A 17742-nucleotide genomic window follows, 5' to 3' on the forward strand; every position below is an offset into this window, starting at 1 on the left:
GCCATCCGGCGCCACGCCAGCGCCACCATCTTCTCCGAAAATCTCAAATCCCCATAGCATCGCTCGTGGACCGCGGGTTCGTTCTTCGGGGACTTTCGTACGCCTGCGGCGCCCGAAACTCTCCACGATACCGGCCTGACCGCTTCCTGGCGGGCACCCCAGAGAAGCGGACGCTCAGCATCGTCCCGCTCTGACGGCTGTGCGCTCAGCGCCGACACCCTCCGTAACGTATCCACATATGCCCGGATGCTCTCCGTGATCAGAAACCTAAGGCGCCCAGCCTTTGCTGCGACGCCCCCCTTACCAGGAGCGAATCATTGGCACAGGCGGGGATTTTTATTAAATTCCCTAATCCTGCTGATGCTGCGAGACCAGCACAGCGCCGATATGCTCCTCTCCCCGTTCGCCCGCCAGATTTTGCTGCCGCTGGCGCTCCCTATAGCCGGCGCGCTGCTCATCAGTACGTTCGCTATGGCAGGTAGGGCAACTAACACCGTCCTCGAAGAGCGGAGACAAACGGTCGGCCTCGCTCACAGGGCGACGACAGGCGTGACACAAGCCATGCTTGCCCAGCCCAAGGCCGTGACCCACCGCGACACGCTGATCGAACACAAAACACTCACCCTCCCACAGGCTTTGCTCCGGCGGGATGGTTTCCAGATATTTTAAGATGCCGCCTTGCAGGTGGTAGACCTCATCCAATCCCTCCGCCGCCAGAAAGGCGGTCGATTTCTCGCAGCGTATACCGCCCGTGCAGAACATCGCCACTTTCGGCGGCGTGCCTTCGCCAAGCAGCCTATCGCGCTCGGCACGGAACCAAGTAGGGAATTCACGGAACGTCCGTGTTTGCGGGTTAATGGCACCGGCGAAGCTGCCAACCGCCACCTCATAGTCGTTGCGCGTGTCGATCAGGATCGTTCCTGGCTCGGAAATCAGCGCATTCCAGTCCTGCGGCGGAACATAATGGCCCGCGTTGACCAGCGGATTGATGTTCGGCTCACCCATCGTGACAATCTCCCGTTTGATCCGGACCTTCATCCGGTGAAACGGTGGTGATTGCGCACGGGAGAATTTAACCTCGACGTCCGCGCAACCCGGTAATTGTCTGATATGAGACAACACTTGGCCCATCGCCTCATCCGATCCGGCGACGGTACCATTGATCCCTTCGCGGGCGAGAATCAGCGTGCCCTTCACGCCTTGCGCGCGACAAAGCTTTATCAAATCCTCTTGAATGCCCACGCAATCGTTAAGGGGCGCAAACTTATATAATGCTGCGACACAGACAGACAGGTTGGCGGCGGCCTCTTCCTCGGGCGCAGGGTGCTTCAGCGATGGCATCGCTGACGATTAGCAGGGATAAGCACTTCCGTCACGACCAGGCCTCCCTTGGCCGCCAAGTGTCGGCCGTCACACTATGACCCCATAAAACCCGGCTAAATCTGATGGTTGGCGTGCCGATAGGCGCTTAAACTCCTTGCCGACTTAAAGTCGCCCCCCGTCGCTGCCATCTCGCCGAGGTCCAAATTTGGCCTGAAGGGCCGATAACGGCCTGACCGCTTTCCGGCGCCCCTACCGGGGAAGCGGTCAATCCCTGATCGATCTACAACCGCCGCCCTCGCCTGTGCGATTTCGACCGCCGGCGATCAGGCGCGCGGCGCTGGGTGAGGGGATGACGTTGAAAACCCGCCCCGGCACTCTTCACGCGGGCGAGATGCTGGACTGCGAGGCGCCGGCGGGGGCTATCTGCTTCGGCCCGCTTCGCCACTAGGCGGGCGGCAAGGCTCGATATTGCGGGCTGACTGGCGCAGTAGAAGACGCTGCTTTACAAGGGGCCAGAGCACGCGCTTGATAAATTGCTTTCAGGCGGGCCCCGAATCAGCACCTTACTGCTGGAGCAGGACGATGAATGGGCCGTTCAGCGCTTCCGCTAAATGACCTGGAAATCATCGCGTCGATGCGCGATAATCCCCGTGTCAGTCTGCGAACAATAACTGCCTGACCAGGCCATCACTGCTGCTCCAAATCACCGTTCCTACACCACGTGGCGAAACATGGCCCGGGGAGAGAGGCAATGCCTATTTTTGACACCGAAGAAATCATTCGCCGCGATGCCGAGGCGCTGCACAAGCTTGGCTATGCTCAGCAATTGCGGCGCCGCATGTCGCTTTTTGGGAATTTCGCCATGTCTTTCATGATCATCGGCGTGTTCTGGGGGGCTTGCGTGAACATACAACAGGGCCTCAGCACGGCCGGCATGTTTGGCATCAGCGCCGTATTTCTGATTGGCTGCCTGATCGCCTTCTCGACCGCGGCGTCCCTGGGCGAGATCAGTTCGGCGATCCCAACAGCCGGCGGCCTTTATTATTGGTCGTCGGTGCTCGGAGGCCGGGGCTGGGGGTGGGCAACGGCCTGGATCAATCTGCTCGCCTATACATTCTCCATCGGCGGCACCGCGGTTGGGATCTATCTCATCTTCAACGAGATGGTGCTGGGCTGGGTGTTCCATATCGACACGTCCAGCTGGGGCTACTGGCCGCAGGTCGCCGGCGTCACACTCCTCATCGGCAGCCAGGCAATTCTGAATCATGCGGGCGTCCACTTGCTCGCCCGGCTAAGCGAAATCGGCGCCTATATCACCTTTACCGGCGCCATCCTGCTGTTCGCCGTCTTGCTCTACAATCTCCAGCCGGCGAACATCGCGCACGTGTTCAGCTTCGCGAACAACACGGGCGCTGCGGGCGGCAACATTGTGCCGCATACGGACAATCTGCTGCTGGTTTTCGGTTATGCCCTGTTATTGCCGCTCTGGATCATCACCTCTTACGATGCTTCGGCGCATACGGCGGAGGAAACGCTCGATCCCTCACGAGCCGTGCCGAAGGCCATGGTAAACGCGGTTCTGCTCTCCGCGACCATAGGCATTCTTATGTTCACCCTCATCGGCCTAGCCATGAAAGACCAGGCCGCCATCGCCCGGCAGGGGGGCAATGCCTTCGCCACGCTGTTCGGCCAGATTGCCGCGCCTGTGATTGTGAAGGACTTCATCGCGGTGGCGATGAGCATCGCCGCGTATATTTGCGGCGCCTGCGGCCTCACGGGATTTTCGCGTGCGGTATTCGCCTTTGCCCGGGACAAGGGGCTGCCCCCCCATCTGAAGCGGGTTTCCCGCAAATTCCGTACGCCGGCGCCGGCGATTTGGGCCTGTGCGGTGGTGAGCGTCGCGGTGACGCTGTATTCTTCGGCGTTTGTCGCTCTGGTCGCCGGAACGGCGTTGTTCTACCAACTCAGCTACATCATGGCCATCATGGCGGCGATGGTCTCCCGGAAACGAAGCTACGGGCCTTACCGGCTTGGCATCTGGTCGAAGCCGCTGGGCGCGATCGCGGTGACCGGCGGCCTGTTCATCCTCTGGGTTGGGCTGCAACCGCCGACCGATGTCCTGATCAACTATTTCCTTGGCATCCTGGGACTGCTCCTGATCGGCTGGTTCGTCGTTGAGCGGCGGCGCTTCCCAGGGCCACCGATCGGCGATGCGGCGATCCGCCGGAGGCAGCGCGAAATCGAAGCTGAAGAAGCTGCGTTAGAAGAGAAGTAGCCCGCGAAGCCGCAGTGTCCGCCGCCGAATGAGGGGAGCCTGCATAATGTATTCCGATCCTCCAGATTGACCGCGGGCGCCAGTTGGCGAGTCGACTGGCGCTACGAGACAACCATCAATCCAGCGCACCATCCCGCCCTTGACGCCGTGCGCGGCGAGCGCCGCAGCTCTCAAGAAACCGTCCTGGCGGCAACCGGCACGGTGAATTGAAACACGGCGCCATGGGGTGAACGCTGCGATGCCCAGAGGCGGCCGCCATGGGCGTTGACGATCGAGCGGCAGATCGACAGCCCCATACCCATGCCGCTGGGTTTCGTCGTGAAGAACGCTTCGAACAAGCGGTCCATGGCTTCAGGAGGGAGGCCCGGACCGGAGTCCTCGACCGCGATCAACACGGTGCCGGGTTCGCCGCTTTGCGATCGCACGCGCAACACACGCGGCTCGCTTGTGTTCACGCTCATCGCATCGATCGCATTCAGGATCAGATTCAGAATGACCTGCTCCAACTGCACCCGATCACCCATGACGGGTTCGAGCCCGTCGGCCAAGTCGGTCTCGAGCGCAACATCGTGTTGGCGGAGTTCGCTGTGCATCAGGCTGAGAACTTCACGGATTGTGGAATTGATGTCGAGTTCCGCCCTGACCGGCGCAGACCTTCCGGCCAAGGCACGGACACTTTTGATAATTTCGCTCGCGCGAAGGCCATCCCTGACGATTCGTTCCACGGACCGCCGGGCCTCATCGAGTTGAGGAGGGTCTTTCGCAAGCCAGCGCATGCAGGCATTGCCGCTGGCAACCATGGCGCCGAGCGGCTGATTAATCTCATGTGCAATGGATGCCGCGAGTTCGCCGACCGTCGTCAGCCGTGCCACGCGTGTGAGGTCCGCCTGCGCGTTGCGCAGCGCCTCTTCGCTGCGTTTACGCTCGGTGATGTCCATCGTGGTGCCGATATAATCATCGAGGTCGCCAGACGCCCTTAAAATGGGGCGGCCTACGCCGTGGAGATATTTTATGGATCCATCGGGAAGGAGGATTCGAAACTCTAGTGAAAAACCGCTTCTCTCGCGAATTGCCTGATCGAGGGTTCGCTGCACCATGGTGCGATCCTCCGGATGGAGCCTGTTTCGGAAAAATTGAAATGTCGGTTCCGCCTTCGTCGGATCGAAACCGAAAATCCGGCTATGTTCTTCGGACCAGACGAGCTTGCCGGTGGAAATGTTCCAGCCCCAGCTGCCGGTGTGGCTGATTCTCTGGCCTTCCGCCAAAAACGCCTCGCTGCGTTGCAATTCCTCTTCCGCGCGCTTACGCTCGATGTTTTCCTGCTGCAGATCGGAATAGAGATCGGCGTTTTCCAGGGAGATGGCGGCCTGCAAGGCCAGAAGTTCCAGAAGCGCGATGCGGTCAGACGTGAAGGCGTGTGGCGTTAAATTGTTCTCGAGATAGAGTACTCCCACGAGTTTGGTCTGCTTTACCAGAGGGAGGCAGAGCACGGACCGGGGCCGCCGCTGCTGCACATACGCATCGGCCGCGAACAGGTTCGGCGCGGCAGCATCGTCCAGGATCACGTTCGCGCGCGTCCGCATCACATAATGGAGGACGGATTCAGGAAGTTCGGATGGCGTCACTTTCGCTTGTCGCAGCGCGACCTCGACCGTGCCGCTTCCGGTCTTCGCCTCCGCCTCGATCCAAGGCTCGCCGCTATGGAACAGGATGAGCAGGCCGCGCTCGGCCCCCGCATGCTCGATCGTGATCCTCATGAGCGTCTCGATGAGCTTGGAGAGGACGATCTCGCCGGAGACGGCCTGCGAAGCCTTGACCACCGTCTCGACGTCCAGCTGCGCGACCGGCGTGCCGAAGGTGGCGGTGGGCGACGCTGGCATCGGCTTCTCACGAAGGTGCGGATGGAGCTGCTCAAGCTGCCGAACCTTGGCCTCCGCGCCCCAGCGCGCAAAGCAGCTACGCGCGGTTTCCAGGTGGGCGCGCTCGGAGGTCGTGGCCCGGCGGGTCCCGTAAAATTCCGCGGCGAGCTCGTGGGCGACGCCTTCGTCCTCGACGAGGCCATATGCGCGCGCCAATTGAACCGCCTCTTCATAAAGGCGCATGGCGTCGGGGTCCCTGCCTTCGAGGCGGGCGATCTCCGCCGACACCAGGGCGTATTTGCTGGCGAAAGTCGATGCGCAGTTGCTGGCCCATTCGCGCAGTTTCTCCTGGTGCGCCGTCAGCTGCTCGCGCCACTCGTCTTGCTCGGGGGCGGCAGCGTTCCCGTGGAGTGCCGCCAGCGTCAGCGCCGCGTAGTAAACGTAATCGAGCTTCTGGATCTCCATGACAACGGTCCAAAGCAACGGTTCCGCCAGCCGGGCGGCCGCGAGCGCCGCGGCGTAATCGCCCGCCAGGAACCGCGCCTGCAGTTTGAGGATCCAGTAAAAACAGAGCATCATGGGCATGCGGCCGCTGGCCAGTTGCGCCTCGAACGCCGCTTCGTCGAACGCCCCGCCGCTGAAGAGGGACAGGCTAGCCGTCTGCCCGCGCATGGCCGCCACAAAACGCTGCTGGCTGACGACGATATCGGCGACATCGTGGAATCCGGATTTCCGGACGAAATCCAGGCCTATCTCCGTTTCGCGCCACACCGCCTCGAGCGGATCGTTCCGCGCGAGAAGACAGGCGACGGTTTCGTAGATGCTGTAGCAGGCGAAGGTCAGATCCCCGGTCTCGATCGCGCTGCGAAAGGCCTTCCGGTTGAAATCGAGCGCGGTCGCGATCGGCTCCACCCAGAAGGCAGCTTCGCCCATCTGTACGTGGACCTTCGCATGGTGGGCCATGAAGCCGTGCTTCTCGATCACGTCGCACGCGAGCTTGGCGAAACGGTACCCCTCGCGGTAACGATGAAAGACCGGACCAAGAAACATGCCAAAGGCGGCGCAGCCATGGGCGAACGCACCGCTCGTTCCGTGCCGCAGGCCGACGCCCATCATGCGGCAGAGGCGCACGCAAAACAAATGGAAGTCGGTAAAATAAGCGGGGGAGTCAAGGTCCGAGAGCAGACGCATGGCCGCCAGAAGCTCCGGATCGGTCATCAGCGGCAGATCGATCAGTTCCTCGATCGGACGCTTCTCCAGATCGGGCCAGACCGCCTCGTATTCGGCCTTGACCTGCTCCCAGGTCGGGTGTGCCGGAATGTCGATGTCGAACAGACGCAGGCATGTGAGCGCGCTGTCGACGGCTTGCGGGTTGTCCGATTTCACGACATGCAGCCGGACCTTGAGCTGATAGACGGCTGCCTGGTCGACTTTCGACCTCCCGCGCGGCAGCAACGCCGCGATCAGCTGTTCGGCTTTGTCGAAGTCACCCGTCAGATACGCGCACTCCGCGCATTCCAGCCATAGGCTGAACATCAATTCGTACCGGCTGTTCCAGTCGCTTTCGTCGAGCAAGGCCATGCCCGCCGAAAAATACACGCCCGCCGACGCATAGGCCGCCGACGCCTTGGCCTTTCGTCCGGCTCGCAGGTCGATGGCCGCCACCTGCGCCCTCTCGTCCCGGTCGAGCAGCAGCGCAGCACCCCGGCCGAACTGGTTTGCGACCTCGAAGAGATGCTCGGCGAGTTCGTTCGCCGTCAGGCTCGCCAGCAGGACACGGCCGATGCGCAAATGGACTTTGGCCCGATGCGCTTCGGGAATAAGGGAATAGGCCGCCTGCTGGATCCGGTCGTGCAGGAATTCGTAGGCGCCGTCCAGCTGAACGATGAGCTCGGCCTGGACGGCTTCCCAGAGGGCCGCGCGCATCGCCTGTTCTGTTTCCCCGTGAACCAGGGTCAGGGTCGCGATCTCGGCGACATTGCCCAGGCAGGCGAGCTGTTTCAGGGCGTTCTGGGTCGGGGCGGAGAGCCGCTTCAGCTTGCCCACCATGAGATCCACCACGTTGTCGGCATAGCTCTTGGCGCGGATGCGATTCATGTCCCATTTCCACACGCGCGCGGCCGCGTCGAACGCGAGCAGCCCCTCCTCCGCCAGCGCGGTAAAAAACTGGATCGCGAAGAACGGATTGCCGCCGGTCTTCTCGTGCACCAGCTGCGCCAGGGGCTGTGCTCGCTCCGGCGCGCAATGCAGGGCATCGGCCACGAGCCGGCCGATATCGTCCAGCCCGAGGGGCGCCAGCACAATCTCCTGCACCCGCGCACCGGCCTTGCGGATCGCCTCCAGCGTGCGCGTCAGCGGGTGCGCGGGACCGACCTCATTGTCCCGGTAGGCGCCAACCAGCAACAAATGCCGCACCTCGGCATGCGTGGCCAGATGCTCGATGAGGTCGAGCGTCGCGGTATCCAGCCATTGCAAATCATCGAGAAATAGCGCGAGCGGGTGCTCAGCTTGCGCGAAGACGCCGAGGAAGCGCCGGAAAACCATTTGGAAGCGGTTCTGCGCGTCCTGCGGCGGCAGGTCCACAACCGGCTGCTGTTTCCCGATCACGAGTTCGAGTTCGGGGATGAGATCGATGATCAGCTGGCCATTCGGGCCCAGCGCCGTACTCAAAGCCTCCCGCCATCGGCCGAGCTCCGCCTCGCTCTGGACCAGAAGGAGGCTCACTAGGCTCTGGAACGCCTGGGCCAGGGTCGCATACGGGATGTCGCGCTTGTACTGATCAAACTTGCCGGATGCGAAGAGGCCGCGCGGGGGCACCAGCACCTTATGCAGTTCGTTCACGACAGAGGACTTGCCGATGCCCGAATAGCCGGAGACGAAAACGAGTGCCGCTGCGCCGTCGGCCACGACCTGGTCAAACGCCGCGAGCAGCGCGCCGATCTCGCGCTCCCGGCCGTAAAGCTTCTCCGGGATCAACAGCCGGTCCGATATATCGTGCGCCCCCAGCGGGAACAGGGCGATGCAGCCCTGCGCGTCCCATGCTGCGAGGCACTGCCGCAGATCGGCCTCGAGTCCCGCAGCGGTCTGGTAGCGCTCCTCGGCGGTCTTCGCGAGCAGCTTCATCACGATCGCCGACACCGCTGCGGGAACCGCGGCGCGCTCGCCAATCGGGACCGGTTGGCGCGCGATATGGCAATGGACCCACTCCATCGGATCGGCCGCCGTGAAGGGCAGCGCGCCGGTAAGCATTTGGTAGAAAGTGACGCCAAGCGCGTAAAAATCGCTCCGGGCATCGATCGACCGGTTCATCCGGCCGGTCTGCTCGGGCGCCATATAGGCGAGCGTGCCGGCAACCACCTCAGGAGGCGCTGGTGCCTGACGCTCACGCGGCAGGCGCGAAGCCAAGCCGAAGCCGGTCAACCTGACTTGATCGGTTTCATCGACCAGAACATGGGCCGGCTTGATATCCTTATGGATGAGGCCCCGCTGGTGGACCTCCCCAAGGGCGGCCGCCATGTGAATGGCAAGGCGCAGGAAGCGTCCAATCTCGAAAGGAATGCCGATCATACGCTCTAGCAGCTGGCCGCCCGGATCTTCGAGCACCAGCAGCATCTGCCCGCCCTCGAACCTTAGCGCGAGAGGCCGCGCTGCCCAAGCTGACTCGAGTTCGGCGCGCAGAGCGAATTCCTGCTCCAGCTGCTTTACGATGGAAGCTGAGGGATGGTCGTGAACTGGCGTGACAACCAGAACCGCCGCCGGACCACCGTCGGCCCAACAACGCGTGAGCCGCACTTCGCCGTCCTCCCAAAGATTTTCGATGACGCGAAGAACGGGAGGTGGCGGCGGAACTGGTTCGTCAGCCGTCTTGGTCACAAACTAATTTTACGACGGCGCGGCAAGAACAGCTATAAGATTCGCGTTCGCTCAGAGCGTCGGTTCGGTCCAGGGGCCGCTTTCGAGCCGCCAGTTACACCCGTCGAAAGACAATAATTAGCTTATATTGTTGAAAAAGTTGTCGCTTCGTCGCCCTATCAGAGTTCATGTTGCAATTAGGGAGCCTCTGATCGGCCTGCCTCCGCGAGACGCTGGGCGGTCGCTATGGCAGGCCGATTGGCGGCCTCCTACACCACCATCAGGGGCACGACCCCAGCTCCTTGAACGTCGATAGCGCCTTGTGCTTTCCGGTTCAAAAATAACGTCCGCTGTTGAGATGAACGGGGCTACACTTGTGTGTCTCGGATGGGCGCACAGCAGAACGACTGTTCAGTGGCGTTAGGCTTGTCGGTTAATTCACGTTGCTGAGTTCGATTAGCACATTTTTCACGATTTATCGTAACGATTTGAGCGCGGTTAGCTCATTATCTAACACATAAACAAATTGTTAATTATAATATCTATATAAATAAATTTACTAAAGGCTTTTACGTCAGGCTTCATAACCTGAAGGTCGTCAGTTCAAATCTGGCCCCCGCAACCACCGACAGTAAACCCTCAGAGGCAACAGTTTCTTGAGGGTTTTTCTTTGCGCCAAGCGCAGCAGATTTGCCCGGCATCCGGCCCGTTGACGACGCCAAATTCAGGATTGTCGCCAGATCGCCGAACAGCTCAATCGCCAGACTATTCGGGGCGGCCTCATCCGGGGTCAGCACGATCCGCTCGATCAGCGTGCGCAGCACCTCCATGGCCTCAACGCGGATGTCCGGCTGATCCAAAGCCGTCTGCAGCTCAGCGACCTTGGCGGCGTAGAGCGCGGCGGCGTTCGGGTGCAGGCGCACGACTGGGGTGGGGCTGGCGGCGGCCTGTAATTGCTGCCGCAAAGAAGCCTGCTGTGCCTCCAGATCGTTGAGCCGGGTTTTGAGGACATCATTCCAGGCACCATCCTCAATGGCGCGCAGCACGCCCTCGAGCTTCCGATCCACCGCGGCAAGCTGATCTTTCAGCCGCGCCTGCGTCTGCCCGGACTCGCGGTGCAGCCGGGCCAGTTCCTGCTGGAAGGTGGTGATAAAGGTGGCGACCAACTCCGGCGTCAGCAGCCGTTCCTGCAGCCCGGCGAGGACACGGGCCTCCACGATCTGCCGGGTGATCGAGATATTGGTGCTGCAGGTGCCTTTGGAGCGATACGTGGCGCAGCCGTAGCGATCCTTGGCCACCACGGCATAGCCGGCACCACAGCAGCCGCACTTCAACAACCCGCTGAGCAGGAACTTGCTCCGGTGCGCGCGGTTGAGCGGATTGCCGGCCTCGTTCTTGCCCATCTCGGTACGGACATCGGCTTGCCTGGTTTTCGCCTGCTGCCAGAGCTCGTCGTCGATGATCCGCAGCTCGGGCACGTCGGTGATCTCGCGCTGCTCGACAGGATTGACCCGCGCCACCCGTTTGCCGGTGGCGGGGTTCTTCACGTAGCTGCAGGCGTTCCAGGTCAGCTGGCCGATATAAAGCGTGTTGTTGAGGATACCGGTGCCGCGATCGACCTGCCCGCGGATCGTGGTGTCGCCCCAGGGCCGGCCGCCCGGGCCCGGAATGGCTTCGGCATTCAGTGTCGTGGCGATCTGCCGTGGCGCCATGCCGGCGGCGTAATCCCGGAAGATCCGCTCGACGATTGCGGCCTCGGCGGGGTTGATCTTGCGCTCGCCGGCATCTTTGGCCCCAGGCTGGGGCGGGACGACGGCGTAGCCATAGGTGAGGCCGCTCGGAATTTTGCCCTCGCGCACGCGCACGCGCCCCGCCATGCCGCGGCGCGTCTTCTCGCGGATATCGGCGAGTTGCATTTGTCCCATCATGCCCATGACGCCGACATGCATCTGCGTGACCAGGCCAAAGCCGGTGGTGTGGATCTGCACGTTGTTGAAGGTCAGCTCGTCGAACAGTTTGGCGATGTCGCCGAGGTTGCGGCTGAGCCGGTCGATGGCTTCGCACACGACGACATCAAAGCGCCGGGCCCCGGCGTCGGTGCGCAAACGCTGGAAGCCGGGCCGGAAGGCGCTGGAGCCGCTGGTCGCCGGATCGGCATAGGTGTCGACCAGCGTCCAGCCCTGACGCTCGATATAGCGGCGGCAGACCTCGGACTGGTCGTCGATCGAGGCCTGGCGCTGCATGTCGGTGCTGTAGCGGGCGTAAATTGCGGCGCGCATGGTTCAACCCTCCTGGGCGGTTGTTCCGGCGAGGTGTTCGATCTGCCGGACCGTGGATTGCAAGTCACGAGATAATGGACCCGGCAGCCGCCGGCCGAAAATCTCGGCCAGGGTGCGGTAGTACCAGAGGGTCTTCGCCTGTCCGGCGCTAAAACGGCTGAAGACGTCCGCCCCGTGCGTTTGCAGGTCGGTCAGAATGGCCCGGGCATTATGCAGTTTGTCCGCGCAGGAGACGAGCAGAATATCCGGATCGGCGTGTTGCAGATGCGCGATGTATTGGCCCTTGCGCTCCTGCCACGGCAGCTTGGGCGTGGTGTCGGCATCCGTGCAACCGCGCACGATGGCGGCGACGCGCTTGCCGAAGCGGTGGGCAATAATGGCTTCTTGCTCGGCGCCGCAATCCTCGATGGCATCATGCAGGACCGCGGCCATGGCCTGTTCCTCGTCGCCACCATGCTTGATGGCGAGGCTCGCCACGCCGAGCAAATGGCCGATATAGGGCGTCTCTGAACCTTTGCGGATCTGCGCGGCGTGGATGTCGAGCGCATAGGCAATGGCATCTGCCAGTTGCGCCCATTTCTGTTCAATGCTGGTGGTGTAATTCATCTGCTAAAGCCTGTTTTGTATGGTTCGTTGTGGCCGGCAGCCAGCATAGAGCTGACGCTGCCTAGGGGCGATTCTTTTGGCAAACGGCGCTGTGCCGGTGGCTGGCGCATGCTGATCAGATTGTCCTGCACCGCACTTACCGCCTGCATTTTTTTGACGCGGATATAGTGACGTTCGGCAGTCGTGATGCAGGCGTGCCCGAGGATGATTCGGATGATGTGGAAATCCTCGGGGTTGTTCTCGGCGATGCTGGTGGCCGCGCAGTCGCGGAATTTATGCGGGGTGAGGCGGACGCCAAAGCGCGCTGATGTGCGCGTTGCGATCATGGCTTCGCAGGTTGCCACGGGGAATTGCCGGCCGCTGCGAGCGAGCCAGAGGTAATTGGCCTGATCCAAATAGCCGGCCATGGCGCCATGCGGGCCGGCAGCCAGGATCTTGCGATGATGCGCCAGATACCGGCCCATATAGTCAGTCAGCTTTGCCGGGATGGCGAAGTCGAGATCTACCTTTGTCTTGGTCTCCTGGCGCGGGAGTGCGACCTCGTACCCGTCATTGGCGGCGACAAAGCTGCTGCCGATCGCGAGGCCGAGCAGGTTTTTAATCCGCAGCGGGCGTGAGGCCAGGAAGGCAATCATCAGCCCGTCGCGATAGGCTTCCGCCCGCAGCACGTCGTCCCAACTGTTCGATGCATCGGCCTGCTGCATCAGTTCGATCCCGAAGGCGTAGAGTTGAGCAGATGGCACGAAGGGTTTTGGCTTGGCCTCGCGGGCCGCGCGCGCCTTGCGTTCAAGCCGCCGCAAAGCCGGCGTCAGCCAGGAAAGCTCGGTCTCGGGGGCGATGAGCTGCAAAGCACTCTTCAGCCGGCAGGCGTAATTGAACACCGTGCCGACAGAGACCTCCAGACACAACGCCTCGATATAAGCGGTGATGTGCGCACGCGATGCGCGCTCGCCTGGGGGCAAGGCCCAAGCATCCGGATGATTGGCTTTGAGCCAGGCCAGCCAGCGCGCATAGCAGGTGGCGATGGTCACCCGGCTGGCCGGACGCAGATCCCGGCCATGTGGATGCTCGTCCAGCAGGCTGCCGGGGGCGAAGGCGGCATGCCAAGCGGTTTGATCCTGGACCGGCCAGGCTTCGAGCGGCATGCCAAGGCGATTGCCGGGCTTGGTGGGATTGCAGATGCGCATTACCGGACCCTCCGCCCATTATGCGCGATGGGGGTCTTTTGGCGGCCGACACCGCGGCGCGCCTCGAGAAACTCGTCGTATCGCCGGTACACCGCGGCATGCTCGGTGCCGCAATAGGTCCGGATCGTCGTATCGATATTCTTATGGCCGAGGAGGATTTTGATCACGCCATATGCGCCGGGGAACGCCTCCAAGTAGATCTTGCCGGCGAGGTGGCGGAACAAATGCGCGTGCATCTTGATGCCGCAGCGGCGCCCGATGCACTGTTGGAGTTGATGGGACAGGACGGTAGAGCGCTTGTGCCCGCCATCCAGGCTCGGGAACAACATCGTGGACCCCGCGGGCGCAAGCAACGGATGGAAGCGCTTGAGGTAGGTGTCGATCATGCGCAGCGTGACCTGCGGTAGCGGGAATTCGATGTCGTAGTCGTTTTTAACTTCGGTTCCGGCAATCACGATGTGGCCGGACTTGGTGCCGTTGAGGAACAGCGTCCGTCCAATCTCGAGTGCGGCGATGTTGCCGATCCGGAGGGGGGCCATCAGCAGGATTTCAACGGCAATGGCCAGTTGGGCGACCCGGGCCTCGAGCACGGTCGGCTCGGCGGTGGCGCAGGCCTCGCGCATCATCGTCTCCGGCAGATCGAGCAGCATGTTGAGTTGCCGCGGGTCGTCGAATTGGCGCAGGCGCTCCTTGTTCTTGCGCGTCATGCCGTCTTTTTTGGGGGCGAGGTTTTTGCAAAACAGCGTGAGGGTCTGGATCGTCCGGTCGTCGGCTTTGACCCAGTGGCGGGCGACATTGAGCAGCATGTAGGCCACCCCGTGGTTTCGCGACGTCCGCTTCTCCTGCGTCCGCTGCATCAGCACATCCAGTCCCGCCTTGGCGGTCTCGATCTCGATGAGGTCGGCGAGGGAGGATGGTCTCCGCGGGGCGGCCGCTCTCCACCACCGCCGTCGCCATTTGGCGGATTTGCAGGCGTTTGCCGTCCAGCGTCGATGCCCGCAGGGTTGGTCCTTCGGCAAAGAGGTCGAACTCATCCTCGCCGCGCGGGGCAAGGTACGCTGCCACGTCAGCCTGAAAACTCGCCGGAAACGCAGACAACGGCAAAGACGGATTCCGTTTGAAGCTTTTCAGGAACAGGGCAAGACGTGGCCAGCCAGGGACAGCGGCTTGCGCCTTGTTCCACGTTTTGCCGGCCGTCTGCTGGGTCTCGCGCGGGCTGCGCACCAGGCAGTGCTCGGCGAGGTCCGTATAGAAGCCGTCATAGACCTCTTGCGTGACATCGCCAGGTGCGATGCCGCGGGCGGAGCAGTATTTGCTGAATCGCGCCAAGCCCCGCCGCAAGGGGGCAGCTTCTGGCTGGGCCAGCAAATCGGCCCAGGCCGGCAGCAAGTCCGCCCGCGACCGCGCCGGAATGCTGTCCGGGTCGAGCATAGCCAGGGCTTTGCGCAGCAGGCTCTTGGCGTTGCTCCACCGCGCCTCTGAAACCTGGAGCGCAGTCGGTAGAGCGTTGTTGAGCAGGGGGCGCAGCTCCGTCGGCGAGGCCGGGATCAAATGGGGCTCAAGGCGCAGGATTTTGGCCACCGTGCGGATGCCGGAGATCATGTCGCGTCGGGCCGCATCCGTCAGCGACGGGTCGGCTTCAGCGAGCTTGATCAGGGTATCAAGCGTGGCTTTGGGGGCGGTCTGGAGCATGGAATAAGTTGTCATAGTAGGACATTCCTTCCTAATAGGTGACTTAAGCGGACAATCGTGATAACGCAAGCGATAAAACCCGGCACACTGTCCACTAGGTGTTGTCCCTGTCAGCGAAAAAATCAGGATTATACAGGACATTAGCGGACAAAGCGTAGCGCCGGCGGGCATGAGCGAGGAACGTCTGGAAGTCTGCTTCGGTGACCCGGTAGTCCCGTCCCAGCTTATGCGCTGGTAGGATTCCCCTATTTATGAAGCGCCGAATGGTCTTGGTGCAGACCTGCAGATACTCGGCCAGCTGCGCCACCGTGTAGGTGCGCGTCGAGGCGATTGGAGACTTCGACATTTAAAATCTTTCTTGGGTATGGGGGTGAACGGCGTGAAACCACTCGGCCGCTGCCTGGCGGGCCAGGAGCTCGACAAGAGTGGTGAGGGCCGGGGGTGGCGATGCAGCCGGCTCTCCTGCCGCGGTCATGCTCTGGGGGTGTTCGCCCGGCGTAGCCGGGCGAGGATCACGGGAGTTCAGCGTCGGAGAGGATGTCTGCATCACCCCCTCTGGTTCCTGTCACGACTTGTTTTGGCGCAGCGTCAAAACGTCACACGTCACGAAGATTTAGAATAACTTGTTGTTTAATCGGGTGGATATTTTTTGCGACTCCGGCCATTCAAGCGGCGGCAGACAGCAGGTGCCGCATGCAAGGGGGCGGCAGCAGAAACGTCACCTGTGACGAAATCCGTCCGGCTGCAGCGGTTGTTGCAGGGCGCGGATGCGGCTGGTTACAGATCAAACGCCATTTGCGAGAGAATTTTGGCGTCGGCTGCCGGCGTCGCGCTGGGGCTTGGGAAGGTGGATGGTTTCTGCTGCTGCAGCTTGGCTGGGGCGCGGCGGGTTTGCTTTGGCGGCGTCTTGCTTCTCTTTGCAGGGCGGTTCGTCAAAACCTGTTCCGACTCCTGGCTGCCTTCGATTGGGGGAGGTGGTGGGGCGGCCTCAGCCGCGTTAGGACGAGCCTGGCGGGCTTCGCGCAGCCATTTGGCCGCGAGGCTGGCAGAGCCGCTTGTGCCGAGGTTGTCGTGACGCCGCGGCGTCGGGCTGGCATTGGCCATAGAACCAGCGAGACAGGCCGGGACCAAGAGCTTTGCCGCCAAGTCCTCGAGCGCCTGCTCTTGTAGCGCCGCGTATGAGCGCTCTGTGTGTTTATGCAGTAGCTTCAAGGTCTCAGCCGCCCGGCGGGTGAGATTGCCCGAGGTAATACCATGCCGGGTGCGATACTCTTTCTGCCGCTCATTGTCGGATTTAGCGGGGCGCTTGCGCGGACGAGGTGAGGTCTTCGGCAATGCTTGGGCTCCTGATCGTGTGCGGCCATTAATAAGAGCTCGATAGGATTAAATTGCAATATAATAGGGAATGCGCTAGGCGTGCCTGCGGTACGGGGCTCAGGCACGAGAATGACAAATGGCGGATGACAAGAAGGCAGGACCAGAGCTCGACCCGGTGCGGACCCTCGTCATGGCGAAAATGCGCGAGCACCGCATGAACATGAAGGAGCTTAGCCAGGCGATCGGGCGCAATGATGCCTATATGCAGCAATATTTGAAGAAGCGGAGCCCGCTGGTGATGCCGACCGGCGTGGCCCAGCTGGTTGGCCAAATTCTGAATATCCCCGTCGGCCTGTTGGTGGGTGACGCGCAGCGACAAAAGCTGGCCGCCAGTCTTCGCGTCTTGCCGGAGCTGCTAAGGCCCGTCGGCGATGGGGCAGGGGGGGCTGGTGGGCAAGCGATCGCTGGGCGCTCGACGGCAAGTGCCGAGCAGCTCGTACCTGTATATCGATGCCCCGGGCCGATGGGAGATGCCTTTGTCACCGACTGGGTAGAGCGGCCGGGGCACTATGCTGGTGCCGGTGCCTGCTTTGCGGTGTGGGTGCCGGAAAGCTTCGGCCGCCTCAGAGCCGGGGATCTGGTATTTGTGCGGCCGGGCCAGCCCGTTGCGCCCGGGGATATTGCCGTTTTGCTGGACGGGGAGCGGATCGAGGCAATTGGCGAGCTCCGCGACATCGGCGGCGGTAACGCGATATTGGTCCAGGCCGCCGGTGAGACACGAATTGAGCTCTCCGCACAGCAACTTATGCGGGGCGCCGCGGTCGTCTTCCGATAAGCCGACGTTCGCCGGAGTGGCTACAGCGAGATTGGCTCCTAGGACGGCGCCAGCCGGCCCTTGATGATCTCACCCACCTCGTCGGGCATAAGAACGATCCGATTGAACAATGCACCCTATAGTGTTTTTTTGCCAGTCCAACGAAAAACTTTGCCCGAAACCATTTTAACTAGGGCAATTCGCGTTGCCGAGTGAGTAGTAATACCTTAGCATCATAGCTACATCTGACGAAGAGGCGTCGGCAAGTCGTGTCTGTAGAAGCTGGACCTGATAGCGCAAATCCTTCTGATAGCTTGGCACATCTTCTTAAAGACGTACCGGAGTTTTCGTTCGATCCAAAATCAACTGGACAGTGGCACGAAGTTAAGCAGGTCGATCAGTCAGGTCCGACAGATCTTTATTAAAGAAACCGCGGCAGTCTCGTTCCTGTATATGTTATGCGTGAGCTTGTGAATATTCTCGGTCTCTCTTATGGTTATCATGATGCAGCGGCTAAAGGGATGCCATCGCGAACGAG

10 protein-coding genes are annotated in these 17742 nt (G+C 61.7%); 2 read left to right on the top strand and 8 right to left on the bottom strand.

All coding sequences use genetic code 11. The annotated features are described in order from the left end of the window. Nucleotides 1-348 precede the first annotated feature (348 nt). Nucleotides 349-1341, bottom strand: coding sequence for an oxygen-dependent tRNA uridine(34) hydroxylase TrhO (gene trhO / locus ACLPJJ_RS05495; RefSeq protein WP_443589945.1), 993 nt, complete (start codon nucleotides 1339-1341; stop codon nucleotides 349-351). Nucleotides 1342-2074: 733 nt separating this feature from the next. Between trhO and ACLPJJ_RS05500 the strand changes: the two genes are divergently transcribed. Continuing rightward, the gene (locus ACLPJJ_RS05500; protein ID WP_443589946.1) at nucleotides 2075-3598 is read left to right on the top strand and encodes an APC family permease; all 1524 of its coding nucleotides are present in this window, start codon (nucleotides 2075-2077) and stop codon (nucleotides 3596-3598) included. A gap of 170 nt (nucleotides 3599-3768) precedes the next feature. Here ACLPJJ_RS05500 and ACLPJJ_RS05505 read toward each other — a convergent pair whose 3' ends face one another. From ACLPJJ_RS05505 to ACLPJJ_RS05535, 7 genes are all read right to left on the bottom strand, one after another. Beyond that, nucleotides 3769-9330, bottom strand: coding sequence for a trifunctional serine/threonine-protein kinase/ATP-binding protein/sensor histidine kinase (locus ACLPJJ_RS05505; protein WP_443589947.1), 5562 nt, complete (start codon nucleotides 9328-9330; stop codon nucleotides 3769-3771). 560 nt (nucleotides 9331-9890) lie between these two features. Beyond that, complete coding sequence (locus ACLPJJ_RS05510) at nucleotides 9891-11588, bottom strand: recombinase family protein (protein WP_443589948.1); 1698 nt, start codon at nucleotides 11586-11588, stop codon at nucleotides 9891-9893. A 3-nt stretch (nucleotides 11589-11591) separates the two neighbouring features. Next, nucleotides 11592-12194 (bottom strand): HD domain-containing protein, encoded by a 603-nt coding sequence (locus tag ACLPJJ_RS05515; RefSeq protein WP_443589949.1) that lies wholly within the window; start codon nucleotides 12192-12194, stop codon nucleotides 11592-11594. Next, nucleotides 12191-13225 (bottom strand): tyrosine-type recombinase/integrase, encoded by a 1035-nt coding sequence (locus ACLPJJ_RS05520; RefSeq protein ID WP_443589950.1) that lies wholly within the window; start codon nucleotides 13223-13225, stop codon nucleotides 12191-12193. Before ACLPJJ_RS05520 ends, ACLPJJ_RS05515 begins: the two co-directional genes overlap by 4 nt. A 155-nt stretch (nucleotides 13226-13380) precedes the next feature. Then, on the bottom strand, nucleotides 13381-14415 hold the full coding sequence (locus tag ACLPJJ_RS05525; protein ID WP_443589951.1) for a tyrosine-type recombinase/integrase: 1035 nt from the start codon (nucleotides 14413-14415) through the stop codon (nucleotides 13381-13383). 752 nt (nucleotides 14416-15167) lie between these two features. Next, nucleotides 15168-15419, bottom strand: a complete 252-nt coding sequence (locus tag ACLPJJ_RS05530; RefSeq protein ID WP_443589952.1) for a helix-turn-helix domain-containing protein — start codon at nucleotides 15417-15419, stop codon at nucleotides 15168-15170. A 431-nt stretch (nucleotides 15420-15850) separates the two neighbouring features. Beyond that, nucleotides 15851-16408, bottom strand: a complete 558-nt coding sequence (locus ACLPJJ_RS05535) for a hypothetical protein (RefSeq protein ID WP_443589953.1) — start codon at nucleotides 16406-16408, stop codon at nucleotides 15851-15853. Nucleotides 16409-16526: 118 nt separating this feature from the next. Between ACLPJJ_RS05535 and ACLPJJ_RS05540 the strand changes: the two genes are divergently transcribed. After that, nucleotides 16527-17225: a hypothetical protein gene (locus ACLPJJ_RS05540; RefSeq protein ID WP_443589954.1), complete on the top strand. Its 699-nt coding sequence runs from the start codon at nucleotides 16527-16529 to the stop codon at nucleotides 17223-17225. Nucleotides 17226-17742 lie beyond the last annotated feature (517 nt).

Origin of the sequence: Acidocella sp. (assembly GCF_052326845.1) — a bacterium.
Classification (GTDB): domain Bacteria; phylum Pseudomonadota; class Alphaproteobacteria; order Acetobacterales; family Acetobacteraceae; genus Acidocella.